Source organism: Sphingomonas phyllosphaerae, from assembly GCF_036946485.1.
GTDB lineage: Bacteria > Pseudomonadota > Alphaproteobacteria > Sphingomonadales > Sphingomonadaceae > Sphingomonas > Sphingomonas phyllosphaerae_E.
This window is the reverse complement of sequence record NZ_JAQIJA010000006.1, coordinates 745,228-768,253: the sequence shown is the minus strand read 5'-3', so window position 1 is coordinate 768,253 and position 23,026 is coordinate 745,228. Positions and strand designations below refer to the sequence as shown.

Genomic DNA, 23,026 nt, shown 5'->3' with positions numbered 1-23,026 from the left:
CGCACTCAGCCCCGGAAACGCTGCGGCACGTAGCGTTCGGGGTCGATGTCGCCCGCGGACCCTTCCCCCAGGATCAGCGCCGCGCCGATCTGTGCGGCGGCCGGCGCGGTCTGGATACCGAACCCGCCCTGCCCCGCGAACCAGAAGAAGCCGGGCTCGGCCATGCCATAGACCGGCAACCGGTCCGGCGCGAACGACCGCAACCCGGCCCAGCGCCGCTCCACCCGCACCACGCGCCAGTCGACCGCCCGCTCGAACCGGTCGATGGCGATCGCGACATCCAGCTCCTCCGCCGCGACGTCATGCGCCACCACCGGATGCTCGTCATGCGGGCTCAGCCACAGGCGACCGCCGGCCTCCGGTTTGAAATAGAAGCCCCCGCTCACGTCGATGACGAACGGCAGTGTCGACGGGGCTGATGGGTCGGTCTGCAATTGCACCATCGTCCGGCGGTACGGCGTGATGCCGATCGGCGCGACGCCGCTGCGGATCGCGATCTCGTCCGCCCATGCTCCCGCCGCATCGACCAGGATCGCGGCGTCGAACGAGCGCTTGTCCTCGGTCTCGATACGCCACCTGCCGTCGCGCCGCGTCGCCGCCGCAAGCCGCGCGCCGTTCACCAGCGTCGTGCCGCTGCGTGCCGCTTGCGCCAGATAGTCGCCGTGCAGCCGCGCGACGTCGATATAGGCGCAGGTCGGCTCGCTCACCCCCCGCGTCCATTCCGGGCGCAGCCCGGGAATGAGCGGCCGCGGGTCGATCCCTGCCAAGGCGACCGGCGTCGCGGCGAACTCGTCGAGCAGTGCGTCGATCGCCGCCGCATCCTCGTCGCGTCCGATATGCACCGCGCCGAGCGGATCGAGATAGCCGCCCGCCTGCAATGCCGCCCCCGATGCGGTGGTCAACGGCTGGATATCGGGGCCGCCATAGGTTTCGGACCAAAAGGCCGCCGAGCGCCCGGTGGCGTGATAACCCGGCCGCTCTTCACCCTCCAGCAGCAGCACCCGCGCGCGATCGCCGATCGCCGCGGCGAGGCTCGCGCCGGCCATCCCTGCGCCGACGATGGCGATGTCGAAGCTCATGCCGCGTGCCGATCGAGGAAGGCGTCGATCTCCGCCATCGCGCGCTGCCGCACGGGATCGGCCTCGCGCAGCAATTCGTGCGCGGCGTCCGGCCCGAACCGTACCAGCGTCGCGTCCGGAAGCTGCACCGCCACCTGCGCCGCCGCGCGCGGGTCGACCAGCCGGTCGTTATCGGCAACCAGCATCAACACCGGTGTCGTCAGCGTCGCCAGCTTGGGGTCGGTCCGCAGCCGCGCGGTCGCCGCGAACGCCTCGGCCAACCATGCCCAACTCGGCGGGCCGAGCCGCAGGTCGGGCTGCGCGGTCAGCCACCATTCCTCGTCCGCATAGCGTGCGGCATCCGCCGTCAACAAACGCTGGCGTGGCAACATTCCCGGTCGCTCATGGCTCTTCCATGCCGCCCGCGTCGGGTCACCGAGCCGCAGCATCGCCCGCGCCACCCGCGCCCCCAACCACGATCCGACGGGCGAGCGCAGACCGAGCATCGGCGCCACCAGCACCACCGCATCGGCGCGGATCGCGTCGTCGAGCAATGCGCGCAGCACCATATAGGCGCCCATCGAATGCCCGACGATCACATGCGGGCCGTCCTGCTCCGCGGTCCAGCGTCGCCAGACCTCGGCCAGATCGTCGATCAACGGCGTGAAGTCGCTGCAATGGCCAACATGCGGGTTCGGGCACAGCCGCCCCGACCCGCCCTGCCCGCGCCAATCGAACGCGGTCACCGACCAGCCGCGCGCGTGCCAATCGGAAAAGGCCTCCAGATACTTTTCGATCATGTCGCCGCGCCCGCCCTGAAACATCAGCGCCCCGCGCCCGGCTCCCGCTCGGGCAAAGCGCCGCAGTCGCCAGCCGTCGGCGGCGACATCGAACGACAGGCGCGCGTCGGCCGGCAGGGCGCGGCGCACCGCGGCGGTATCGATCATCGTCGGCATCGCGGGCATGGTTACGTTTTCTCAAACCATTCCGTCTAGCGCCATGCGGCATGAGCTGGGGATTTCTCACATGGCTGTTGCCCGCGCTGATGGGAGCGCTGCTGTTGTCGGCGGGAATCCAGGACGTCCGCTCGCGCGAGATCGCCAATTGGAAGAATGCGGCGATCGCACTGCTTGCCCCGCTCTGGTGGTTGGCGATCGGGCTGGATCCATGGCCGGGCATGGCGGTGCAATTCGGGGTCGCCCTGCTCGTCTTCGCCGTGTTCGTCGGCGCGTTCGCGCTCGGGCAGATGGGCGGTGGCGACGTCAAGCTGATCGGTGCGCTGTCGCTGTGGCTCGCGCCGCTGCACCTGCTCGACATGCTGCTGGTGATGTCGGTGATCGGCGGCGCGCTGACGCTGGCGATGCTGATCGAGCATCGTGTCCGGCGGGACGATCGCGCGATCGAGGTGCCGTATGGCGTCGCGATCGCTCTGGCCGGTCTGCTCGCGCTTGGCGAACCGCTCCTTAACCAATTTACCCAATAATCGCAGACACACAGGCGCTGCCGGTGCGGCGCGGGGACAGGGTCATTCATGGACAGTCGCAAGCTCATTCTGCTGGTCGGAGCGCTGATGGTCGCCGCGATCACCGCGTTTGCCGCACGCTCGATGCTGGTCGGCTCGCCCGCGCCCGAAGCCGCGGCCATGGGCGTCGCCGCGCCGAAGATCGACGGGCCGGAGGTGCTGGTCGCCACCCGCGCGCTGCCGGTCGGCACGATTCTCGACGCCAGCGCGCTGAAGTTTCAGCCGTGGCCGAAGGAGCTGGTCGAGAACGCTTATTACATGCGCAGCGGCACCGATCTGTCCAAGCTGATCGGCACGGTCGTCCGGCTGCCGATCACCGCCGGACAGCCGGTGACGCAGGGCCAGCTCGTCAAGCCCGGCGACCGCGGCTTCCTGGCGGCCGCGCTCGGGCCGGGGATGCGCGCGGTGACGGTGCCGGTGTCGGCGCAGACCAGCGTCGCCGGCTTCGTCTTCCCGGGCGACCATATCGATCTGATCCTGACCCAGTCGGTCGAGGGCGACGGCCCGCCGCTGCGCGCCAGCGAGACGGTGATGCGCAACCTGCGCGTGCTCGCCACCGATCAGCGCACCACGGACCAGAAGGACGATCAGGGGAACACCGTCGTCCAGACCTTCTCGACGATCACCGTCGAGGCGACGCCGAAGATCGCCGAGCAGATCGCGGTTGCGCAGACGATCGGCACGCTGTCGCTGTCGCTGCGCTCGATCGCCGACAACGCCTCCGAACTCGATCGTGCGATCGCGTCGGGCAGCGTCAGCGTCGGCGACACGCACGACGCGAAGGGGGAGGAAGCGGTGCTCGATCGCCTCGAGAACACGCCGCAGACCGGCAACACCACCTATGCGGTCGGTGCCGACGTCTCGCGCTTCCAGCGCCGCACCGCGCCGCCCCGCGCGAACACGCAGCCCACCGGTCCCTCGCTCCCTGGCGCGCCCGTCGCCACCGCCATCGCCGCCGGCCCCAAGGTGCGGATCGCCCGCGGCAATGCCGTGACCGAAGTCTCCGTCGCAGGAAAGAACTGAGATGCGCTCCCCCCTGTTTCATGGCGCGGCGCTGGCCGTCGCGCTGACGGCGGCGCTCTCGCCCGCCCCGGTCGTCGCCGCCCCGCGCGCGGCCCAGCGTGCCGCGGCCGCGCGGCCGGTCGTGCGCAGCGGCCTGCCCCCGGTCGGCGTCACCAAGCCGAGCATCGAGAAGTGGCTGTCGATCGGCGAGGGCGAGCTTATCACCCTGCCCGCCGCGGTGACCGAGGTGTGGACGTCGAACGCCGCCGCTGCCGACGTCTATGTCGCCAATCCCCGCCAGATCCACCTGTTCGGCAAGGCGGACGGCGAGGCGACGATCTTCGCCACCGATCGCGGTGGGGCGGTCATCTATTCCGCGTCCGTCCGCGTCGCGCAGAATGCGACGCAGATTGACCGGATGCTTCAGGCCGCGCTGCCGGGCAGCGACTTCCACGTCACGCTGGTCGGGCAGATCGCGGTGCTGAACGGCAACGCTGCCGCCCCCGCCGATGCCGAGCAGGCGCAGCGGCTGGTGACCGGCCTGCTGAACCCCGGCGTCGATCCCAGCGCGGACGGTGCCACGTTCAAGATCGGCGTCATCAATCGCATCAAGGTGGCGACCCCGCTCCAGGTCAACCTGCAGGTGAAGTTCGCCGAGGTCAGCCGCTCGTTCCTGAAGAACATCGCCAACAACATCACTACCCGCACGCTAGGCCGCAAGAACCCGCTGCTTGGGCTCGGCTTCGGGCGCCAGGGCACGATCACCAACGTGCTGCCCGGCGCCGATCCGAACCTGCAGAACGGCGGCACCAGCTTCACCCTGCCCGCGGTCAGCAGCAGCGGCGGTACGTTCAGCCTGTTCGGCAGCCTGCTCGGCACCGACTTCATCAACGCGCTCGATCTCGGCGAGACGCTGGGTCAGGTGACGACGCTCGCCAGCCCGAACCTGACCGCGCTGTCGGGCGAGACCGGCACCTTCCTGGCCGGCGGCGAGATCCCGATCCCGATCGCACAGGCGCTCGGCACCAACTCGATCGAATACAAGCAGTTCGGCGTCAGCCTCGCCTATACGCCGACCGTCCTGTCGGACGGGCGCATCTCGCTGCGCGTGAAGCCCGAGGTGTCGCAGCTCGACTATGGCAACGCCGTATCGGTCGGCAGCGCGCGCGTCCCCGCGCTCACCACGCGCCGTGCGGAAACCACCGTCGAGCTGGGCTCCGGCCAGAGCTTCATGATCGCCGGGTTGATGCAGAACACGCACAACAACAGCTACACCAAGACGCCCGGCATCGGCGACCTGCCGATCCTCGGCGCCCTGTTCCGTTCGAACGGGTTCCAGCGCAACGAGACCGAGCTGGTGATCGTCATCACCCCGTATCTCGTCCGCCCGGTCGACGCCGCCGACATCAAGCTGCCGACCGACGGCTACAAGGCGCCGACCGATCTCGAACGCGCGCTGCTGGGCAAGCTCGACAGCGGCGATCGTGCGGTCGACCGCCCCAAGCCCAAGCTCGCGACCCCGCCCGCGCCGGCCGCGCCCGGCTTCTCGATCAAGTGAGGATGCTCTTCATGACCCCGCGTCCGCTCCTCCTGTGCGCCCTCGTCGCCGCGCTGCCACTCGCCGCGTGCGGTGAGTATCGCGGGCTGGAAACCGTTCACCAGCCCGTCGTCGCGCAGACCGACTATGCGCTCGACCTGCTCGCCGGAACGGAGGGTCTGGGCGGCGGCGAAGCGCAACGGCTGCGTGGCTGGCTCGATGTGCTCGCTCCTGCCGCCGGCGCGACGATCGCGATCGACGATCCCGCCGCCTCGCTCGCGGCGCGCGGCGAGATCGCGGCGCTGGCGCGCGCACGTGGCCTGCGCCTCGCGCCCGATACCGCGTCGCACGGCGACACACCGCCCCCCGGCACGCTGCGCGTCGTGGTGACCCGCGCCACCGCGTCGGTGCCGAGCTGCCAGGCACCGGGCGCCTCCGCCACGCTCGTCAATTTCGACGCGCACACCAGCGGGGCGTTCGGCTGCGCGATCAACGGCACGCTCGCGGCGATGATCGCCGATCCGAACGACCTGATCCGCGGCAAGAGCGACGATGGCGTCGGCGCCGCGACCACCGGCGCCAAGGCGATCGGCGTGTGGCGCAAGGCCGCACCGACCGGCGGCGGCGGCACCGTCGTGAAGAGCGAATCGACGGGGGGCCGCTGATATGAACGCACCGTGGAAAGTCGCGGGCGCCACCGCCCGCGCGCCGTTCCTGGCCTTCTGCTGCGACGACAATGCCAGCATGACGCTGCGCGCCATCGTCGACGAACTCGGCTGGCCGCAGGAAAATGTCTACAAGGGCGGTCTGCGTCAGGCGGTGCAGACGCTCGCGGTTTCCTCCAGCCCGCAATTGCTGTTCGTCGACCTCAGCGAAACCAGCGATCCGCTCGCCGACATCAACAGCCTCGCCGAAGTGTGCGAACCCGGCACGATCGTGATCGCCGCCGGGCAGGTCAACGACGTCCGGCTCTATCGCGACCTGTTGGCCAGCGGCATCCACGATTATCTGCTCAAACCGCTCGGCGTGGACGCGGTGCGCGACGCCTTCGCTTCGGCACAGGCGATGCTCAACGCGCCGCGCTACACCGATGGCGCGGCGGAGCGCGTCCACGCCGCGCTGGCGGTGATCGGCTGCCGCGGCGGCGTCGGCGCATCGACGATCGCGACGTCGCTCGCCTGGCAGATGAGCGAGACGGGCAAGCGCTCGACCGCGCTGCTCGATCTCGACGTGCATTTCGGCACCAACGCCCTGGCGATGGACCTCGAGCCGGGGCGCGGCCTGATCGACGCGATCGACAATCCCAGCCGCATCGACGGGCTGTTCCTCGAACGCGCGCTCGTCCGTGCGTCGGATACCTTGTCGGTGCTGTCGGCGGAGGCGCCGATCAGCAACCCGATCGTCACCGATGGCGCGGCCTATTACCAGCTGCAGGAAGAGCTGCGCGGCGCGTTCGACATGAGCGTGATGGACCTGCCGCGCGCGATGCTGATCCAGCATCCGCATTTGATGACCGAGGTGCAGGCGGTGGTGCTCGTCACCGACCTGACCCTCGCCGCGGCGCGCGACACGATCCGCTTGCTGTCGTGGCTGCGCACCAACGCGCCGCAGGCTCAGGTCTGCGTGCTGGCCAATCGCGTCCATCCCGGCGCGCAGCAGGAGGTGGCGCGCAAGGACTTCGAAGGCTCGATCGAGCGCAAGATCGACGTTGCCGTTCCGTACGACCACAAGCTGGCGGCGCAGGCGGCGAAGCTGGGCAAGCCGATGGCGGCGGTTGGCAAGAATTCGAAGACCATCGCGCCGCTGGCGGAACTGGCCGACCGCTTGCTCGCCGCGACGGGCGACGATCCGGTGCCGCTGAACGGCGGCGGCGCGCGTGGCGGCTCGCTGCTCGCGCGGATCACCGAGCTGGTTGCGAAGAAGCCGGCGCGGAAGTGACCGGCCCCGCCCCTCTCGACGCGGAGCCGCCATGTCCCCGCTGATCCTGCTGCTGCTCGCGGGCGCGTTGACGCTCGGCCTGCTCGTCTTCGCGCTGGCCGGGCCCTCGACGCAAAAGGCCGGCACCCGCCGGCTCGCGATGCTGCGCGAACGGCACGTCCCCGCGCCGACCAACACGATCGAGGCGCAGATGCGCCGCATCACCGGGCGAAGCGCGACGCGCGCCGACCTCGCCGTGACGCGCATCCTGCCCAATGCCGAGGAATTGCGGAAGCGGCTGTCGATGACCGGCAAGCCGTGGACCGTCGGCCAATATGGCATCGCCGCTGCGATCATCGGCGTCGTCACGTTGCTGCTGTTGCTGCTGCAGGGGGTGCCGGTACTGATCGCGCTGTTCGCCGGGATGTTGCTGGGCGCCCTGATCCCGCATCTCGCGGTGGCGTTCCTCATCAAGCGTCGCATCGCCGCGTTCATCGCCAAGTTCCCCGACGCGATCGAGCTGTTGGTGCGCGGTCTGCGCTCCGGCTTGCCGATCTCGGAGACGATGCAGGTCGTCGCTGCCGAGGTGCCCGGCCCGGTCGGCGAGGAATTCCGTTCGGTGTCGGACAAGATGCGCATCGGCCGGTCGATGGACGTCGCATTGCAGGAAACCGCCGACCGGCTGATGACCGCCGAATTCCAGTTCTTCGTCATCACCATCTCGATCCAGCGCGAAACCGGCGGCAATCTGGCCGAAACGCTCCAGAACCTCGCGACGGTGCTACGCCAGCGCGGTCAGATGAAGCTGAAGATCAAGGCGATGTCGTCGGAATCGAAGGCGTCGGCCTATATCATCGGCTCGCTGCCCTTCATCGTCTTCGGACTGATCTACTCCATCAACCCGCCCTATATGCAGACGTTCTTCAGCGACATGCGGCTGACGGTCACGGCGGTCGGCGGGCTGATCTGGATGGCGATCGGTGCCTTCATCATGGCCCGTATGGTGAGCTTCGAGATCTGATATGCCCGTGATCTTCGGCCTCGACCTGCTGATGCTTCTCACCCTGCTGCCCGCCCTTGGCGCGGCGCTGCTGGTCGGGGCCTATGCGACGCGCAGCCTGCGCGATCCGATGACGCGACGCGTACGCGCGCTCAACGACCGGCGCGAGCAACTGAAGGCGGGCATCACCGCGTCCACCGCGAAGCGCCGCACCAAGCTGGTCCACCAGAGCAACGCCGCCGACCGCCTTCGCGCCTTGTTGTCGTCGCTGCGCGTCTTGCAGGACGAACAGGTCAAGGAGGCGCAGCGCAAGCTGATCCAGGCGGGTATCCGCAACAAGGAATGGGCGGTCGCGGTCATCTTCGGCCGGCTGGTGCTGCCGATCGTGTTCGGCGGGCTGATGGTCATCTGGGTCTATCTGCTCGACGCGTTCCCCGATTGGGGGGCGCTCAAGCGCTACGGTCTGGTCGCCGGGACGTTCGTGCTCGCCTATAAGGCGCCGGACATCTTCCTGAAGAACAAGATCACGAAGCGCACCGATGGCATCCGCAAGGGGCTGCCCGACGCACTCGACCTGCTCGTGATCTGCGCCGAGGCCGGGTTGACCGTTGACGCCGCCTTCCACCGCGTCTCGCGCGAATTGGGCAAGGCGTACCCCGAGCTTGGCGAGGAATTCGCGCTGACCGCAATCGAGCTTGGCTTCCTGACCGACCGGCGTCAGGCGTTCGAGAACCTCGCCAATCGCGTCGATCTCGAAGCGGTGCGCGGCGTGGTCACGACCATGATCCAGACCGAGAAATACGGCACCCCGCTCGCCAGCGCGCTGCGCGTCTTGTCGGCGGAGTTCCGTCACGAACGCATGATGCGCGCCGAGGAAAAGGCGGCGCGGCTGCCGGCGATCATGACAGTGCCGCTGATCATGTTCATCCTGCCGGTGCTGTTCATCGTCATCCTCGGCCCTGCCGCCTGCTCGCTCAACGACTCGTTCATCAACGCCAAGCCGTAGGAACAGCCACCCGCCTCCGTCGTTCAGCGACGATCACGAACGGAGGACCGTCATGCTGTTCACCACGACGACGCAATATATCGCGCTGGCGGTCGCGCTGGTCGCCGGATGGCTGTTCGGCCTCGCCAGCCATCCCGGCGGGCGCAAGTGGAAGGCGCGCTACGTCGCCGAACGCGACGCGCATGCGGTCACCAGCAAGCGCGTCAGCGAGCTGGAACGCGACCACGACACCGCCACGAAGCGCACCGCCGAGCTGGAGCGCGATCACGGCACGGTCGGCACGCGCGTCACGGAGCTGGAGCGCGAGCGCGATCTCGCCAACGAGCGTGTCGCGGAGTTGAAGCGCGAGAATGACGAACTCGAGCGCGAGAACAGCCGCCTGTCCGCCGCGCGGCCGATCGCCGACGATCGCTACGTCCGCGACGACCGCCCGTTCGACGGAGATCGGTTCGAAGGCGATCGTCTTGCTCCGGGCCACCCGCGAGATCGGGGCTTGATCTAACTTCGCCAATCAGAAGCCCATGACACCAACTCGCTCCGTCATTGCGAGCGTAGCGAAGCAATCAAGGGCGTCCTGATCCAGCTCTCGCTTGCCCCATTACGCTCGCGATAGGGGTTCAACGGTCCAAACCAGCTTTATCCGGCGCGTCGCCCAGCAATCACATCGCAGCCATTGTCGTCGCCCCGGACCTGATCCGGGGCTTCGCTTCTTCTGGCATCGCTCAATGGTAGCGAAACCACATCACGTCCGACGCACCGAAAAGGTAGAGCCCTTCCGCGCCCGCCTTGCCGCCGTGCCGACCGCACCGAAGCCGACCAGCATCATCACCCATGTCGCCGGCTCCGGCACCGCGCGGATCGTGAAGCTGTACTGGCTCGACAGGCCACTGCTCTGTCCGGCCGACGCTTGCGGCGCGAACGCGTCCTCGATGCGGAATTCATAGCTACCGGGTGCGAGCAAAAGCTGCGTATCGCCGCTCGAACCGTTCCCCAAGGGCGCTATTTTCAGCAACGCAGCGGCACCGTCACGTGCGGCAAGTGATACCGATTGCCCCGGCAACTGCCCGTCCGCGCCCTCGCCGAACGCCGCAACGCCCCAATCCACCTCGAATACCGCTTCTGAATCGGTGGTGAAGAAGTATCGGTAGTTCGCGCTGCTGGCGGTTACCGCGTTCCCGCCGGGCGTCAACGTGCGCTGGAACGTCACCCGCCCCCGCTCGGCGCTGCCCAGTTCCGCCACCACCGACGACCGTCCGCGCACCGCGAAAACTCCGCCTTCTCCGCGCTCTACCAGCTGCGCCGCCGCACGGATCGTGCCTGCGCGCGTTGCCGCGTCGCTTCCCGACGAATCGACCGGCGCCATGGCGATCGTGCCCGCCAGGCGGGTGTCGACGATCTGCGTGCCAACGGTCACCGCAGCGCTCGCCGCCGACGGTGCCAGCACGAGGACCGCCGCCACGACGCGCAAGATCACGTGCGCGCCTGCAACGCCGCCTGCGCCGCCGCCAGTCGTGCGATCGGCACGCGATACGGCGAGGCGGAAACATAATCGAGCCCGACCTGTTCGCAAAAAGCGATCGACGCCGGGTCTCCGCCATGCTCGCCGCAGATGCCGAGCTTGATCCCCGGCCGCGTCTTGCGCCCGCGCTCGGCGGCGATCTCGACCAATTCGCCGACGCCCTCGACATCGAGGCTGACGAACGGATCCCGGGCGTAGATACCCTTTTCGACATAGGCGCCGAGGAAGCGGCTAGCGTCGTCGCGGCTGACGCCCAGCGTCGTCTGCGTCAGGTCGTTGGTGCCGAACGAGAAGAACTCGCCCGCCTCGGCGATCTCGCCCGCACGCAGCGCCGCGCGCGGCAGCTCGATCATCGTCCCGACCAGATAGTCGAGCGTCCGCCCGCGCTCGGCGAACACTGCCCTTGCGGCGGCGTCGACGACGGTCTTCATCAACTCCAGCTCGCGCTTGGTGCCGACCAGCGGAATCATCACCTCGGGGATCGGCGCCTCGCCGGATTTCTCGGCAACGTCGATCGCCGCCTCGAAGATCGCGCGCGCCTGCATCTCGTAGATTTCGGGATAGGTCACGCCGAGCCGACAGCCACGATGCCCGAGCATCGGGTTGAATTCATGTAGCTCGGCCGCGCGGCGCTTCAGCTGCTCGACCGACAGCCCGGTCGCCTTACCGACCTCGGCGAACTCGTTCTCCTCATGCGGCAGGAATTCGTGGAGCGGCGGGTCGAGCAGCCGCACCGTCACCGGCAGCCCCGCCATCACCTCGAAGATCGCAGTGAAATCAGCGCGCTGTTCGGGGAGCAATTTCTCCAGCGCCGCGCGCCGCCCCGCCTCGTCCTCGGCGAGGATCATCTGGCGCACCGCGGTGATCCGCGCCGCGTCGAAGAACATATGTTCGGTGCGGCACAGCCCGACGCCCTCCGCGCCAAAGTCGCGGGCGGTGCGGCAGTCGAGCGGCGTCTCGGCATTGGCGCGGACCTTGAGGCGGCGCACGCCGTCGGCCCATTCCATCAACGTCCCGAAATCACCGGCCAGCTCGGGCTGGATCGTCGCGACCTCACCGACCATCACCTCGCCGGTCGCGCCGTCGATCGTCAGCGTCTCGCCCTCGCGCACCTCGCGATTGCCGACGCGCAACACCTTGTCCTTCGCCGAGATCGCCAGCGACCCAGCGCCCGACACGCACGGTCGCCCCATGCCGCGCGCGACCACCGCGGCGTGGCTGGTCATTCCGCCGCGCGCGGTGAGGATGCCCTTCGCGGCGTGCATCCCGTGAATGTCCTCGGGGCTGGTCTCGGTGCGGACGAGGATCACCGCCTTGCCGTCCGCCGCCATCCGCTCGGCGGTGTCGGCGTCGAACACCACCAGACCGCTCGCCGCGCCCGGCGAGGCGGGCAGCCCCTTGGTCAGCACGTCGCGGGGCGCATCGGGATCAAGCGTCGGATGGAGCAACTGGTCGAGCGCCTGCGGCTCGACGCGCGCGATCGCTTCCTCCCGCGTGATCAGCCCCTCGCTCGCCATGTCGACCGCGATCTTGAGCGCGGCCTTGGCGGTGCGCTTGCCCGAGCGGGTCTGGAGCATCCACAGCTTGCCGCGCTCGACGGTGAACTCGATGTCCTGCATGTCGCGGTAATGCGTCTCGAGCTTGTCGAAGACCGAAGCCAGCTCGGTATAAACCTCGGGCAGCGCCTCTTCCATCGACAGCGGCTTGGCCCCGGCTTCCTCACGCGCCGCCTTGGTCAGATATTGCGGGGTGCGGATGCCGGCGACGACATCCTCGCCCTGCGCATTGATGAGGAATTCGCCGTAATAGGCGCGGTCGCCCTTGGCGGGATCGCGGGTGAAGGCGACGCCGGTCGCGCTGGTGTCGCCCATGTTGCCGAACACCATTGCCTGCACGTTGACCGCGGTGCCCCAGTCGCCGGGGATGTGGTTGAGGCGGCGATAGACCTTGGCGCGCTCCGACTGCCACGAGCCGAACACCGCGCCGACCGCCCCCCAGAGCTGGTCATGCACGTCCTGCGGGAACGGCTTGCCCCATTCCTTCTCGACCAGCCGCTTGTATTCGGCGACCAGTTCGCGCCAGTCCGCCGCCGACAGCTCGGTATCGAGCGTATAGCCGCGATCCTCCTTTGCGATCTCCAGCGCTTCCTCGAACGCGCCGTGATCGAGTTCGAGCACCACGTCCGAATACATCTGGATGAAGCGGCGATAGCTGTCCCAGGCGAAGCGCTCGTCGCCGCTCGCGGACGCCAGCCCCTCGACCGTCTGGTCGTTGAGCCCGAGGTTGAGGACGGTGTCCATCATCCCCGGCATCGACACCCGCGCGCCCGAGCGCACCGACACCAGCAGCGGGTCGGCGGCGTCGCCGAAGCGCTTGCCGGTGACGCGCTCGATATGCGCGATCCCCTCGGCGACTTCGGTCTTGAGCGAGTCGGGGAAGCGCTCGCCTTCCTCGTAGTAACGCGCGCACATCGCGGTCGAGATCGTGAAGCCAGGCGGCACCGGCAGGTCGATCGACGCCATTTCGGCGAGGTTCGCACCCTTGCCGCCGAGCAGGTTCTTGTCGCCCTTGCCCCCGTCGGAGACGCCGCCACCGAAGCGATAGACGTAACGCTGGGTCATCCTGCCAAGTCCTTGATCTCGCGTCGGTTGACCGCGCGAATGTTGCGAAAGTTGAGACGCTGGCGGGTGTTCGTCAGCCCTCGATTCTCGAGAAATCGGCGACCTTGTGCACTGCGGCGCGGACGCGCGCCAGCAGGATTAAACGTGTTGAACGCTTTTCTGGATCGGCATCGTTCACGGTAACGCTATCAAAGAACGCGTCGATCGGCGCGCGGAGCGTCGCGAGCGCGGCCATCGCGCCCTCGAAGTCCTCGCGTTCAATCGCCTGCGCGGCGGCGGGCTCGGCGGCGTCGAGCGCCGCGATCAACGCAGCTTCGTCCTTTTCGGGCGTGTAGGACAGCGGTTCGTCGTTCCCGCGCAGGCGGGAAGCCATGTCTGCTTCCTCGGGCGATGCCGCGTGATCGACAGAGACATGGGCCCCTGCCTGCGCAGGGGCGACGGGGAAGTTTTCTTTCTTCAGGATGTTGGCAGCGCGCTTGTAGCCGGCGAGCAGGTTCGCGCCGTCGTCGGTGCCGATGAACGACTGGAGCGCGCTGACGCGGGCGAGCAGGCGGACGAGATCGTCCTCGCCGCCGAGCGCAAACACCGCGTCGATAAGGTCGTGGCGGACGCCGGCCTCGCGTTGCTGGACCTTGAGGCGGTCGGCGAAGAAGTCGAGCAGGTCGGCCGGCACACGATAGCGCAGCGCATTCTCGGTGATCAGCCGGATGACGCCCAGCGCCGAGCGACGGAGCGCGAACGGGTCCTTCGAGCCGGTCGGCGCCTGACCGATCGCGAAGAACTGCTGCAGGCTATCCAGCTTGTCCGCCAGCGACACCGCCACCGTCACGGGATCGGCCGGTACGTCGTCGCCCTGCCCGCCCGGCTTGTAATGGTCGCGGATTGCGTTCGCGACGGCTTCGTCCTCGCCTTGGGCGGCGGCGTAATAGCCGCCCATCAGGCCTTGTAGCTCGGGGAACTCGCCGACCATGCCGGTGACGAGATCGGCCTTCGCAAGTCGTGCGGCGCGGTACGCTTGCTCGGCGAGTTGCTCCCTCTCCCCCTCGGGGAGAGGGCTGGGGTGAGGGGTTGGGGTCTCATGGAGACCGGCGTCTCGGTGAGACACCGGCCCCTCACCCAAACCCTCTCCCCGGAGGGGAGAGGGCTTAACCACGCCCTCTTCGACCAGCCAGCGCGCCAGCTTGGCGACGCGCTCGACCTTGTCGGCGACCGTCCCGAGCTTCTCGTGGAAGACGATCCGGTCGAGCTTCTTCGCCTGCTCCGCCAGCGGCACCTTCAGATCGGTGTCGTAGAAGAAGCGCGCATCGCTCAGCCGGGCAGCGAGCACCTTGCGGTTGCCCTCGACGATCTTCGCGCCGCCATCATGCGCGTCGATGTTAGCGGTACAGACGAACGCGTTCGCCAGCTTCCCCGTCCCGTCGCGGCACACGAAATATTTCTGGTTCACCCGCGCAGTCAACTGGATGACCTCGGGCGGGACCGACAGGAACTCCGCGTCGAAGCGGCCGAGCAACGGCACGGGCCATTCGGTCAGCCCGGCATTTTCGGCGACCAGCCCCTCGTCCTCGACCAGCACCAGCCCGGCCTCCGCCGCGAGCGCGGTCGCGCGGTCGCGGATCAGCGCGGCGCGCTCGTCCTGATCGACGATGACGTGGCAGGCGCGCAGCTTCTCGACATAGTCCACCGCCGAGCCGATCGTGATCGCACCCGGATGGTGGAAGCGATGCCCGAGCGTCGCCGCGCCGCTCTCGACGCCGGCGATCGACACCGGCACGACCTCCTCGCCGAACAAGGCGACGATGCCTTGCAGCGGGCGGACCCAGCGCAGGCTCTCGGTCGACAGCGAGGCCGCGCCCCAGCGCATCGACTTCGGCCACGGAAAGGCGCGGATGACGGCGGGGATCGCCTCGGCGAGCACGTCGGCGGTCGCGCGGCCCGGCTTTTCGGTAATCGCGTAGAGCACGCCGTCGCGCTCGGTGAGCTGCTCGGCGGTGAGCCCGGTCTTGCGGAGGAAGCCCTCCAGCGCCTGTGGCGGCGCGGAGGCGCGCGGGCCCTTCACTTCCTCGCTGACCGCCTGCGTGGCGTCGGGCAGGTCGCGCAGGATCAGCGCGAGGCGGCGCGGGGTGGCGCAGGTGACGGTGGCTGCGGCGGTAAGCCCAGCCTTCGCCAGTTCGGCCGCGAACAGCCGCGCGAGATCCTCACGCGCCTTTGCCTGCATCCGCGCGGGGATTTCCTCGGAGCGGAGTTCGAGAAGGAAGTCGGTCATGCTGGGCGGGCCGTTTGGTTGGGGTCACGCGAAGCCGCGAGGACGCGAAGAGGAAGAATAAGGTTGGTTCGCGCAGAGGCGCGGAGGCGCAGAGAGGGCCCGTCAGCGGCCAACGCATCGCCGGCGCTTGACGAGATTGCTGTTGCGGACATGCGCCGCGCGCGCTCCATCTCTGCGCCTCTGCGCCTCTGCGCGAACAATCTCTGCGCGGCGAGTCGGCAGCGCGTCACGCGGCCGGGACCTTGAGCGGCTCCGCCCAGCCGTTCTTTTCCATATACGCCGCGCACGCCGCCTTTGCGAGATCGCGGACGCGGCCGATATAGGCCTGCCGCTCGGCGACCGAGATCACGCCGCGCGCCTGCAACAGGTTGAAGGTGTGGCTGGCCTTGATCGCCTGCTCATAGGCCGGGATCGGCAGATTGGCGGCGAGGCTGCGCTCGCATTCCGCCGCGGCTTTCTTGAACAGGTCGAACAGCGCGTCGGTGTCGGCGACCTCGAAATTCCACGTCGACATCTGGCGTTCGTTCTCGAGGAACACGTCGCCATAGGAGACGCCGGCATCGTTGAACGCCAGATCGTAGACGTTGTCGACGTTCTGGATGTACATCGCCAGCCGTTCGAGCCCGTAGGTCAGCTCGCCCGCGACCGGCTTCATGTCGAAGCCGCCCATCTGCTGGAAATAGGTGAATTGCGTCACCTCCATCCCGTCGCACCAGACCTCCCAGCCCAGCCCCCACGCGCCGAGCGTCGGGCTTTCCCAATCGTCCTCGACGAAGCGGATGTCGTGCAGCCCGGTGTCGACGCCGATCGCGGCGAGGCTGCCGAGGTACAGCTCCTGCAGGTCGGGCGGGCTCGGCTTCAGGATCACCTGATATTGGTAATAATGCTGGAGCCGGTTGGGATTCTCGCCGTAGCGGCCGTCGGTCGGGCGGCGGCACGGCTGGACATAGGCGGCGTTCCACGTGTCCGGCCCCAGCGCGCGCAGCGTGGTGGCGGGGTGGAAGGTGCCGGCCCCCAATTCCATGTCATAGGGCTGGAGGATCGCACAGCCGCGCTCCGACCAATATTGGTGGAGCCGCAGGATCATCGCCTGGAAGCTGAGCGGGCGGGGAGCGCTGATGTCGGTCACGCGCCGAGCCTGTGGCGCAAGGGCGGCGCGGAATCAACAAAACGGTGAAGCTTCACTTTCACGCCGCGGCTCGCCATGGGGATTGGCATGAAGATCGCCGCTTCCCTGCTCGCGCTGCTCCTCGCTTTGCCACTGCCCGCCTGTGCGCAGCCGGCCCCCGCGCCTGCCGCGACGACGCAGGATGCCGATCCGGCCTTGTGGGTGGTCAAGGACAAGGACACGACCATTTATCTGTTCGGGACGATCCACGTCCTGAAGCCGGGGCTGTCGTGGTTCGACGAGGCGGTGAAGACCGCCTTCGATCGCTCGCAGACGCTGGTGCTGGAGATGGTCGAGCCCGATGCCGCCACGCAGCAGCGCGTGGTGAGCGCCGCCGCCTTCGATCCGAACGGCACGCCGCTGACGCAGCAGCTCTCGCCCAATTACCGCGCCGCCTTCGCCAAGGCGATGGGCGACGGACAGGTCCAGCCGGCGGTGTACGAGAAGATGCGTCCGTGGTTCGCGGCGGTGACGCTGTCGCTGCTGCCGGTGCGCCAGCTCGGCTATGATCCCGCCAACGGCCCCGAGAAGGTGCTGAGCGACGCGGCGAAGGCGGCGGGCAAGCCGGTCGTCGGGCTGGAGACGTTCGAGGGGCAATTGGGGGTGTTCGGCGGCTTGTCGAAGGCCGCGCAGGTGCAGTTGCTGGAGAGCACGCTCGACGAACTGCCCAAGGTCGATGCGACGTTCACGACGCTGGTCGACGCCTGGGCGAGCGGAAAGCCCGAGGGCGTGGCGAAGGAGATGAACGAGTCGCTGAAGGACTCGCCCGAGGTCGCTAGGGTGCTGCTCACCGACCGCAACAAGCGCTGGGCGGCGTGGATCGCCGAGCGGATGAAGCGGCCGGGGACGGTGTTCATCGCGGTCGGCGCGGGGCATCTCGCCGGCGCGGGCAGCGTACAGGATCAGCTCGGGGCGTACAAGCTCAAGGCGGTGCGGGTGAAATACTGAGCCGTCGCATGGCCGCCCCTCACTTACCGTCGCCCCTGCGAAGGCAGGGGCCTATGGCTGTGTCGTGCTCGCGCAACGTCGACACATAGCCCTACCGCTTTGTGTCAAACCTTCTGCCATGACGACGCAGACATGGGCCCCTGCCTGCGCAGGGGCGACGGTACGTGGGGGGCGACGGCGTGTGGAGGCGACGGCATGCGGGCGCATCTTGCATTTCGCGCCCTGCCCGGCTAAGCGCGCGGGCTTCCGGTCATGGTCATCCCTGGAGGCGTGGTCCGGAAGGCATATCACCGTATTTCGGAGCATTGAGATGAGCGACACCATTACGCTCGCAGCCGAGACGCGTGACCGGGTTGGCAAGGGAGCCTCCCGTGCACTCCGTCGCGACGGCCGCGTCCCCGCCGTGATCTATGGCCAGAACAAGGAGCCGACCTCGATCCATCTCGAGGAGAAGGCACTCGTCAAGGCGCTGATGACCGGCCACTTCATGAACTCGGTCATCATGGTCGGCGGCACGCGCACTTTGGCCAAGGACGTGGCGTTCCACCCGGTCACCGACCGTCCGACGCACGTCGACTTCCTGCGCATCGGCGAGCACGAGACCGTGACGATCGCGGTGCCGGTCGTGTTCACCGACGAGGACGACGCGCCGGGCATCAAGAAGGGCAACGGCGTGCTCAACATCGTCCAGCACGATGTCGAGCTGGTCGTCGACGCCGCCGACATCCCCAGCGAGATCACGGTGTCGCTGAAGGGTCTGGAGATCGGCGACACGATCCACATCTCCGACCTGAAGCTGCCGAAGGGCGCGAAGCCGGCCGCCGAGGGTGAGGTCGCGGTCGCTACGCTGGTGGCGCCGACCGTTCCGACCGCCGCGGACGAGCAGGCCGACGCCGAAGTCGCAGAGGCGCAGGCTGCCGAAGCCGCCGAGGAAGCTGGCGAAGGCGAGGACAAGGGCGAGTAATCGCCGGTCCGCCGATCTGGTGCGGACCCTTGTTCGGGGGCAGGGCAGCGGCGACGCTCCCCTGCCCTTTCGTTTTGGAGAGAAGGATCAGCGATGCAATTGTGGGTGGGGCTCGGCAATCCGGGCGCGCAATATGCGATGCACCGCCACAATGTCGGCTTCATGGCGGTCGATGCGATCGCCGAGGTTCATGGCTTCGCCGCGCCGGCCAAGAAGTTCCAGGGCTGGTTGCAGGAAGGCCGGATCAGCACGACCAAGGTGCTGTTGCTCAAGCCCGCGACCTTCATGAACGACAGCGGCCGCTCGGTGGGCGAGGCGCTCCGCTTCTACAAGCTCGGCACCGATGCGCTGACCGTCTTCCACGACGAACTCGACCTTGCGCCGATGAAGGTCAAGGTGAAGCAGGGCGGCGGCACCGCCGGGCATAACGGGCTGCGCTCGATCGACCAGCATCTCGGGGCGGACTTCCGCCGCGTGCGGATCGGGATCGGGCATCCGGGGCACAAGGATCGCGTCACCGGGCACGTCCTCGGCAATTATGCGAAGAGCGAGATCGACGCGCTGAGCGACGTGCTCGGCGCGCTGGCGGCCGAGGCGGAGTGGCTCGCGCAGGGCGACGACGTGCGGTTCATGAACGACGTGGCGCTGCGGCTGGGGTGATCCTGTCGGGTACGAAAGCAGGGGTTCACGCGGAGGCGCGGAGACGCGGAGGCTGACGTGCCCGTGGCGAGCGGAAGACCTTCAGCAACTTGCGCAAGGCATGAGCCAGCCGGACCAGCTCGAAACATTGCCGCGCACGGCACTCTCCGCGCCTCCGCGTGAACAAACCTTCTTCACGCTTCGGCCGAAGAAGTAGGTTGATTCGCGCAGAGGCGCAGAGGCGCAGAGGCGCAGAGGCGCAGAGGCGCAGAGAGGTGCCGTCTGCTGGCACGGTTCGCGCAGCGACCAACGACGTCCGCGTGACGCGTCCGGATCGAAGCTGACGGCGCGATCTCGCGCCACCTCTTTGCGCCTCTGCGCCTCTGCGCGAACAAATCTTCTCCTTCCCCATGCCGCGCACGTCTGGGGCGAGCAGACATAGGCTCCTGCCTTCGCAGGAGCGACGGAAGGTGGCGGGGTGCGCGCCGCGTCGCCGTGCGAGGCGTGTTCGCGCTTGCCACCACGCCGCGCAGCTTTCAGGGCGGATCGGGACAGGCCCATGCCCTCGCGACGGATGATGACGATGCCGACCCGCCAGCTGTTCCCGACCCTGTTCTACGACGCCGACGTCGCCGACGCCGCGCTGCTCGCCGATCTCGACGCCTCGTGCCGCGCGCTCGCCGAGGAGGATGTCGCAGGAAAGCGCTGGTCGAAAGCGCATGGCTATCGCGGCTACACCAGCTACGCCTCGCTCAACGATCTGCCGTTGCGGGACCCGGTGTTCGCCGACCTCAAGAAGTTGCTCGACCGCCATGTCGCCGCCTTCGCCAAGGAGGCCGGGTTCGATCTCGGCGGGCGCAGGCTCAAGCTCGACAGCCTGTGGGTCAACGTCATGAAGCCGGGTGGCACGCACTCCGGGCATCTCCACCCGCACAGCGTCGTCTCCGGCACCTTCTATGTCGCGGTGCCCGAGGGATCGGGGGCGCTCAAGCTGGAGGACCCGCGGCTGCCGATGCTGATGGCCGCACCGCCGCGCGACGGCACGTTCGTCTATGCCGAGCCGCGCAACGGCGCGCTGTTCCTGTGGGAAAGCTGGCTGCGGCACGAGGTGATGACCAGCACCGCCAAGGCCGAGCGGATCAGCGTCAGCTTCAACTACCGCTGGTAGCGTCGGGGTAATCCGCGCCGAGCGCTTCGTCGCGAAGTCCCTCGATCTCGGCGACGCGCGCGCGCAACCGCTTGGTGACCGCGTCATAGCCCCATTTGCCGAGCACCAGATGCCGCGGCGGCGTGTCGCGGGTGACCGCCGCGATCATCGCCTCGCCCGCGCGCACCGGGTCGCCGGGCTGATTGCCCGAATAGCCTTTGGTGCTCGCCATCCGTGCCGCAGCGGTGTCCGCGTAATCGGCGATATGGCTCTCGGTCTGGCGCAGCGAGCGGCCGGCCCAGTCGGTGCGGAACGGCCCCGGCTCGACGCAGGTCACCGCGATGCCGAGCGGCGCGACCTCGGCGGCGAGCGCGTCGGAGAAGCCCTCCACCGCATGTTTCGACGCGGCATAATAGCCCGACGACGGGAAGCCGACGAGCCCGGCGACCGAGGTGATGTTGACGATCGCGCCCTGCCGGCGTTCCCGCATCCCCGGCAGCACTGCGCGGGTCATCGCGAACAGGCCGAAGACGTTGGCGTCGAATTGTGCGCGGATCTCGTCCTCCTCGCCCTCCTCGATGCTGGACTGATAGCCGTAGCCGGCATTGTTCACGAGCACGTCGACCCGCCCGAAATGGTCCTCGGCAGCGGCAACCGCGGCGGTAATCGCTCCCGCTTCGGTGACGTCGAGCGCGAGCGCGAGCAGCCGCTCGCCGTGTCCCTCACCCAGATCCGCGACCCGCGCCGCATCGCGCGCCGTCGCCGCCACGCGCCAGCCGCGCGCGAGCACCAGCTTCGCCAGTTCACGACCGAAGCCGGTCGAACAACCGGTGATGAACCAGACCGGATCGGCAGGGAGCGTCATGCGCGAATTTCCATGATTATCGGGTGAGCGTGCCAAACGCGGCGGGTTTGGGCTGCGTTCCCACTGGCATTTGTCGAGCAAAAGGCCCATGTGGGAGCCTTCATGGACTTCCCGAATCTCCCCCCCGCGCTCGCCAGCGCGCTCGCCACGCGTGGTTACACCGCGCTCACCCCCGTTCAGGCCGAGGTGACCGCCGAGGTCGCGCACGGTCGCGACCTGCTCGTCTCCGCACAGACCGGCTCCGGCAAGACCGTCGCCTTCGGCCTTGCGATGGCCGAGCAATTGCTGGGCGAGGACGGCAATCTGCCCGTCGCCGGCCCACCGCTCGCGCTGGTGATCGCGCCGACGCGCGAACTGGCGTTGCAGGTCGCCAAGGAGCTGACCTGGCTCTATGCAGGGGCGCGCATCGCGACCTGCGTCGGCGGCATGGACGCCAGCCGCGAGCGCCGCGCGCTGGGCCATGGCGCGCATATCGTCGTCGGTACGCCGGGCCGCTTGCGCGACCACGCCGAGCGCGGCGCACTGAACCTGTCGCAGATCCGCGCCGCGGTGCTCGACGAGGCCGACGAGATGCTCGACATGGGCTTCCGCGACGACCTGCAGGCGCTGCTCGACCAGACGCCGACCGAGCGCCGCACCTTGCTGTTCTCCGCGACGCTGCCGCGCCCGATCGTCGCGCTGGCCAAGGCGTATCAGCGCGACGCGCTGCGCATCTCGACGGTCAGCGAGCAGCGCGGGCACGGCGACATCACCTATCGCGCGGTGACCGTCTCGCCGTCCGAGATCGAGCACGCGGTCATCAACCTGCTGCGCTTCTACGAGGCGGAAACCGCGATCCTGTTCTGCGCGACGCGCGACAATGTCCGGCACCTCCACGCCGGGCTGGTCGAGCGCGGCTTCGCGGCGGTGGCGCTGTCGGGCGAGCATTCGCAGAACGAGCGCAACCATGCGTTGCAGGCGTTGCGCGATCGCCGCGCGCGGGTGTGCGTCGCGACCGACGTCGCCGCGCGCGGGATCGACCTGCCGACGCTCAGCCTCGTCATCCACGTCGAAATGCCGCGCGATGCCGAGGTGTTGCAGCACCGCTCGGGCCGCACCGGGCGCGCGGGGAAGAAGGGCACCGCGGTGCTGATCGTCCCCTATCCGCGCCGACGCCGGGTCGAGATGATGCTGCGCGGCGCGCGCATCGCCGCCGAATGGGGCGAGGTGCCGAGCGCCGAGGCGATCCGCGCCAAGGATCGCGAGCGGTTGCTCGAACGCCTGCTCGCGCCGGTCGAGGTCGATGACGACGATCAGGCGCTGGCGGCCGAGCTGCTCAAGCAGCGTTCGCCTGAAGAGATCGCCGCGGCGCTGGTCGCGGCGCAGCGCGCGTCGCTGCCCGCGCCCGAGGAACTCGCCGATCGCAGCGAGATGACCGAGCGCCAGCAAAAAGGTCATCGCGACGGCTTCGACGACGTGGTGTGGTTCCACATGAACGTGGGCCGCCGTCAGAACGCCGATCCGCGCTGGGTGCTGCCGCTGCTGTGCCGCCGCGGGCATGTCACCAAGGCCGAGATCGGCGCGATCCGCATCGGCGCGACCGAGACGCAGTTCCAGGTGCCGCGTGCGCTTGCCGGGCGCTTCGCGGCGGCGGTCAAGGCGACCGCGAACGCCGACGGCGAGGATGAGAGCGGCGTGCGGATCGAGCCGATGCCGAGCGGCGCGGTGCCGATCCGCAATGCCGGCGGCCCGCCGCAGCGGCGTCACGGCGGTGGCGGTGCACCGCGCGGAGGGCCGCGGCGGGGGCGGTAATGTTATTCGACCGTTCTTGCTGAGGAGGCATTGAGCAACGTCGAAATGCCGCCTGG

The 23,026-nt window shown here is 68.5% G+C and carries 20 protein-coding genes; 13 read left to right on the top strand and 7 right to left on the bottom strand.

The genetic code is table 11. From position 1 onward, the window contains the following. Positions 1-5: 5 nt before the first annotated feature. Positions 6-1,079, bottom strand: a complete 1,074-nt coding sequence (locus PGN16_RS19320; RefSeq protein WP_335310960.1) for an NAD(P)/FAD-dependent oxidoreductase — start codon at positions 1,077-1,079, stop codon at positions 6-8. After that, complete coding sequence (locus tag PGN16_RS19315; RefSeq protein ID WP_335310959.1) at positions 1,076-2,023, bottom strand: alpha/beta hydrolase; 948 nt, start codon at positions 2,021-2,023, stop codon at positions 1,076-1,078. The genes PGN16_RS19320 and PGN16_RS19315 overlap by 4 nt, the downstream gene beginning before the upstream one ends. A gap of 41 nt (positions 2,024-2,064) precedes the next feature. Between PGN16_RS19315 and PGN16_RS19310 the strand changes: the two genes are divergently transcribed. The 8 genes from PGN16_RS19310 to PGN16_RS19275 are packed head-to-tail and all read left to right on the top strand — an operon-like array spanning position 2,065 to position 9,544. Further along, entirely contained in the window at positions 2,065-2,541 is a 477-nt protein-coding gene (locus tag PGN16_RS19310) for an A24 family peptidase (protein WP_335310958.1), read from the top strand. 48 nt (positions 2,542-2,589) lie between these two features. Then, complete coding sequence (gene cpaB / locus PGN16_RS19305) at positions 2,590-3,603, top strand: Flp pilus assembly protein CpaB (RefSeq protein ID WP_335310957.1); 1,014 nt, start codon at positions 2,590-2,592, stop codon at positions 3,601-3,603. Between the two features lies 1 nt (position 3,604). Then, positions 3,605-5,140, top strand: coding sequence for a type II and III secretion system protein family protein (locus PGN16_RS19300; RefSeq protein ID WP_335310956.1), 1,536 nt, complete (start codon positions 3,605-3,607; stop codon positions 5,138-5,140). Positions 5,141-5,151: 11 nt separating this feature from the next. Next, positions 5,152-5,784: a CpaD family pilus assembly lipoprotein gene (locus PGN16_RS19295; protein ID WP_335310955.1), complete on the top strand. Its 633-nt coding sequence runs from the start codon at positions 5,152-5,154 to the stop codon at positions 5,782-5,784. 1 nt (position 5,785) lies between these two features. Further along, positions 5,786-7,057, top strand: a complete 1,272-nt coding sequence (locus PGN16_RS19290; RefSeq protein WP_335310954.1) for a P-loop NTPase — start codon at positions 5,786-5,788, stop codon at positions 7,055-7,057. A gap of 31 nt (positions 7,058-7,088) precedes the next feature. Beyond that, positions 7,089-8,057: a type II secretion system F family protein gene (locus PGN16_RS19285; RefSeq protein WP_335310953.1), complete on the top strand. Its 969-nt coding sequence runs from the start codon at positions 7,089-7,091 to the stop codon at positions 8,055-8,057. Position 8,058: 1 nt separating this feature from the next. Then, a complete protein-coding gene (locus tag PGN16_RS19280) occupies positions 8,059-9,042 on the top strand; it encodes a type II secretion system F family protein (protein WP_335310952.1) in 984 nt (327 codons plus the stop codon). A 52-nt stretch (positions 9,043-9,094) separates the two neighbouring features. Beyond that, entirely contained in the window at positions 9,095-9,544 is a 450-nt protein-coding gene (locus PGN16_RS19275; RefSeq protein WP_335310951.1) for a hypothetical protein, read from the top strand. Positions 9,545-9,784: 240 nt separating this feature from the next. On the opposite strand, the gene PGN16_RS19270 is transcribed toward PGN16_RS19275, so the two are convergent. From PGN16_RS19270 to PGN16_RS19255, 4 genes are all read right to left on the bottom strand, one after another. Then, entirely contained in the window at positions 9,785-10,516 is a 732-nt protein-coding gene (locus PGN16_RS19270) for a PEPxxWA-CTERM sorting domain-containing protein (RefSeq protein ID WP_335310950.1), read from the bottom strand. After that, positions 10,513-13,182 (bottom strand): pyruvate, phosphate dikinase, encoded by a 2,670-nt coding sequence (gene ppdK / locus PGN16_RS19265; protein WP_335310949.1) that lies wholly within the window; start codon positions 13,180-13,182, stop codon positions 10,513-10,515. The genes PGN16_RS19270 and ppdK overlap by 4 nt, the downstream gene beginning before the upstream one ends. 73 nt (positions 13,183-13,255) lie before the next feature. After that, positions 13,256-15,448 (bottom strand): glycine--tRNA ligase subunit beta, encoded by a 2,193-nt coding sequence (glyS, locus tag PGN16_RS19260; protein ID WP_335310948.1) that lies wholly within the window; start codon positions 15,446-15,448, stop codon positions 13,256-13,258. A gap of 226 nt (positions 15,449-15,674) precedes the next feature. Next, on the bottom strand, positions 15,675-16,535 hold the full coding sequence (locus tag PGN16_RS19255) for a glycine--tRNA ligase subunit alpha (RefSeq protein WP_335310997.1): 861 nt from the start codon (positions 16,533-16,535) through the stop codon (positions 15,675-15,677). 129 nt (positions 16,536-16,664) lie between these two features. Here PGN16_RS19255 and PGN16_RS19250 point away from each other — a divergent pair, with 129 nt between their 5' ends. The 4 genes from PGN16_RS19250 to PGN16_RS19235 all read left to right on the top strand — a co-directional run bounded on the left by PGN16_RS19250 (position 16,665) and on the right by PGN16_RS19235 (position 20,335). Further along, a complete protein-coding gene (locus PGN16_RS19250) occupies positions 16,665-17,564 on the top strand; it encodes a TraB/GumN family protein (RefSeq protein WP_335310947.1) in 900 nt (299 codons plus the stop codon). A gap of 310 nt (positions 17,565-17,874) precedes the next feature. Then, entirely contained in the window at positions 17,875-18,528 is a 654-nt protein-coding gene (locus PGN16_RS19245; RefSeq protein WP_335310946.1) for a 50S ribosomal protein L25/general stress protein Ctc, read from the top strand. Positions 18,529-18,621: 93 nt separating this feature from the next. Further along, positions 18,622-19,188: an aminoacyl-tRNA hydrolase gene (pth, locus tag PGN16_RS19240; protein WP_335310945.1), complete on the top strand. Its 567-nt coding sequence runs from the start codon at positions 18,622-18,624 to the stop codon at positions 19,186-19,188. A 562-nt stretch (positions 19,189-19,750) separates the two neighbouring features. Continuing rightward, on the top strand, positions 19,751-20,335 hold the full coding sequence (locus PGN16_RS19235) for a TIGR02466 family protein (RefSeq protein ID WP_335310944.1): 585 nt from the start codon (positions 19,751-19,753) through the stop codon (positions 20,333-20,335). On the opposite strand, the gene PGN16_RS19230 is transcribed toward PGN16_RS19235, so the two are convergent. After that, positions 20,319-21,179 (bottom strand): oxidoreductase, encoded by an 861-nt coding sequence (locus PGN16_RS19230; protein WP_335310943.1) that lies wholly within the window; start codon positions 21,177-21,179, stop codon positions 20,319-20,321. The genes PGN16_RS19235 and PGN16_RS19230 overlap by 17 nt on opposite strands. Before the next feature lie 102 nt (positions 21,180-21,281). Here PGN16_RS19230 and PGN16_RS19225 point away from each other — a divergent pair, with 102 nt between their 5' ends. Beyond that, positions 21,282-22,970 carry a DEAD/DEAH box helicase gene (locus tag PGN16_RS19225; protein WP_335310942.1) on the top strand — a complete coding sequence of 563 codons (1,689 nt, stop codon included), beginning with the start codon at positions 21,282-21,284 and terminating at the stop codon, positions 22,968-22,970. Positions 22,971-23,026: the final 56 nt, after the last annotated feature.

What these genes read in the sequence shown, in the direction of transcription:
- PGN16_RS19320 (WP_335310960.1), bottom strand. Translation starts at nt 1,079, where the DNA reads ATGAGCTTCGACATCGCCATCGTCGGCGCAGGGATGGCCGGCGCGAGC.
- PGN16_RS19315 (WP_335310959.1), bottom strand. Translation starts at nt 2,023, where the DNA reads ATGCCCGCGATGCCGACGATGATCGATACCGCCGCGGTGCGCCGCGCC.
- PGN16_RS19310 (WP_335310958.1), top strand. Translation starts at nt 2,065, where the DNA reads ATGAGCTGGGGATTTCTCACATGGCTGTTGCCCGCGCTGATGGGAGCG.
- cpaB (WP_335310957.1), top strand. Translation starts at nt 2,590, where the DNA reads ATGGACAGTCGCAAGCTCATTCTGCTGGTCGGAGCGCTGATGGTCGCC.
- PGN16_RS19300 (WP_335310956.1), top strand. Translation starts at nt 3,605, where the DNA reads ATGCGCTCCCCCCTGTTTCATGGCGCGGCGCTGGCCGTCGCGCTGACG.
- PGN16_RS19295 (WP_335310955.1), top strand. Translation starts at nt 5,152, where the DNA reads ATGACCCCGCGTCCGCTCCTCCTGTGCGCCCTCGTCGCCGCGCTGCCA.
- PGN16_RS19290 (WP_335310954.1), top strand. Translation starts at nt 5,786, where the DNA reads ATGAACGCACCGTGGAAAGTCGCGGGCGCCACCGCCCGCGCGCCGTTC.
- PGN16_RS19285 (WP_335310953.1), top strand. Translation starts at nt 7,089, where the DNA reads ATGTCCCCGCTGATCCTGCTGCTGCTCGCGGGCGCGTTGACGCTCGGC.
- PGN16_RS19280 (WP_335310952.1), top strand. Translation starts at nt 8,059, where the DNA reads ATGCCCGTGATCTTCGGCCTCGACCTGCTGATGCTTCTCACCCTGCTG.
- PGN16_RS19275 (WP_335310951.1), top strand. Translation starts at nt 9,095, where the DNA reads ATGCTGTTCACCACGACGACGCAATATATCGCGCTGGCGGTCGCGCTG.
- ppdK (WP_335310949.1), bottom strand. Translation starts at nt 13,182, where the DNA reads ATGACCCAGCGTTACGTCTATCGCTTCGGTGGCGGCGTCTCCGACGGG.
- glyS (WP_335310948.1), bottom strand. Translation starts at nt 15,448, where the DNA reads ATGACCGACTTCCTTCTCGAACTCCGCTCCGAGGAAATCCCCGCGCGG.
- PGN16_RS19255 (WP_335310997.1), bottom strand. Translation starts at nt 16,535, where the DNA reads ATGATCCTGCGGCTCCACCAATATTGGTCGGAGCGCGGCTGTGCGATC.
- PGN16_RS19250 (WP_335310947.1), top strand. Translation starts at nt 16,665, where the DNA reads ATGAAGATCGCCGCTTCCCTGCTCGCGCTGCTCCTCGCTTTGCCACTG.
- PGN16_RS19245 (WP_335310946.1), top strand. Translation starts at nt 17,875, where the DNA reads ATGAGCGACACCATTACGCTCGCAGCCGAGACGCGTGACCGGGTTGGC.
- pth (WP_335310945.1), top strand. Translation starts at nt 18,622, where the DNA reads ATGCAATTGTGGGTGGGGCTCGGCAATCCGGGCGCGCAATATGCGATG.
- PGN16_RS19235 (WP_335310944.1), top strand. Translation starts at nt 19,751, where the DNA reads ATGCCGACCCGCCAGCTGTTCCCGACCCTGTTCTACGACGCCGACGTC.
- PGN16_RS19230 (WP_335310943.1), bottom strand. Translation starts at nt 21,179, where the DNA reads ATGACGCTCCCTGCCGATCCGGTCTGGTTCATCACCGGTTGTTCGACC.
- PGN16_RS19225 (WP_335310942.1), top strand. Translation starts at nt 21,282, where the DNA reads ATGGACTTCCCGAATCTCCCCCCCGCGCTCGCCAGCGCGCTCGCCACG.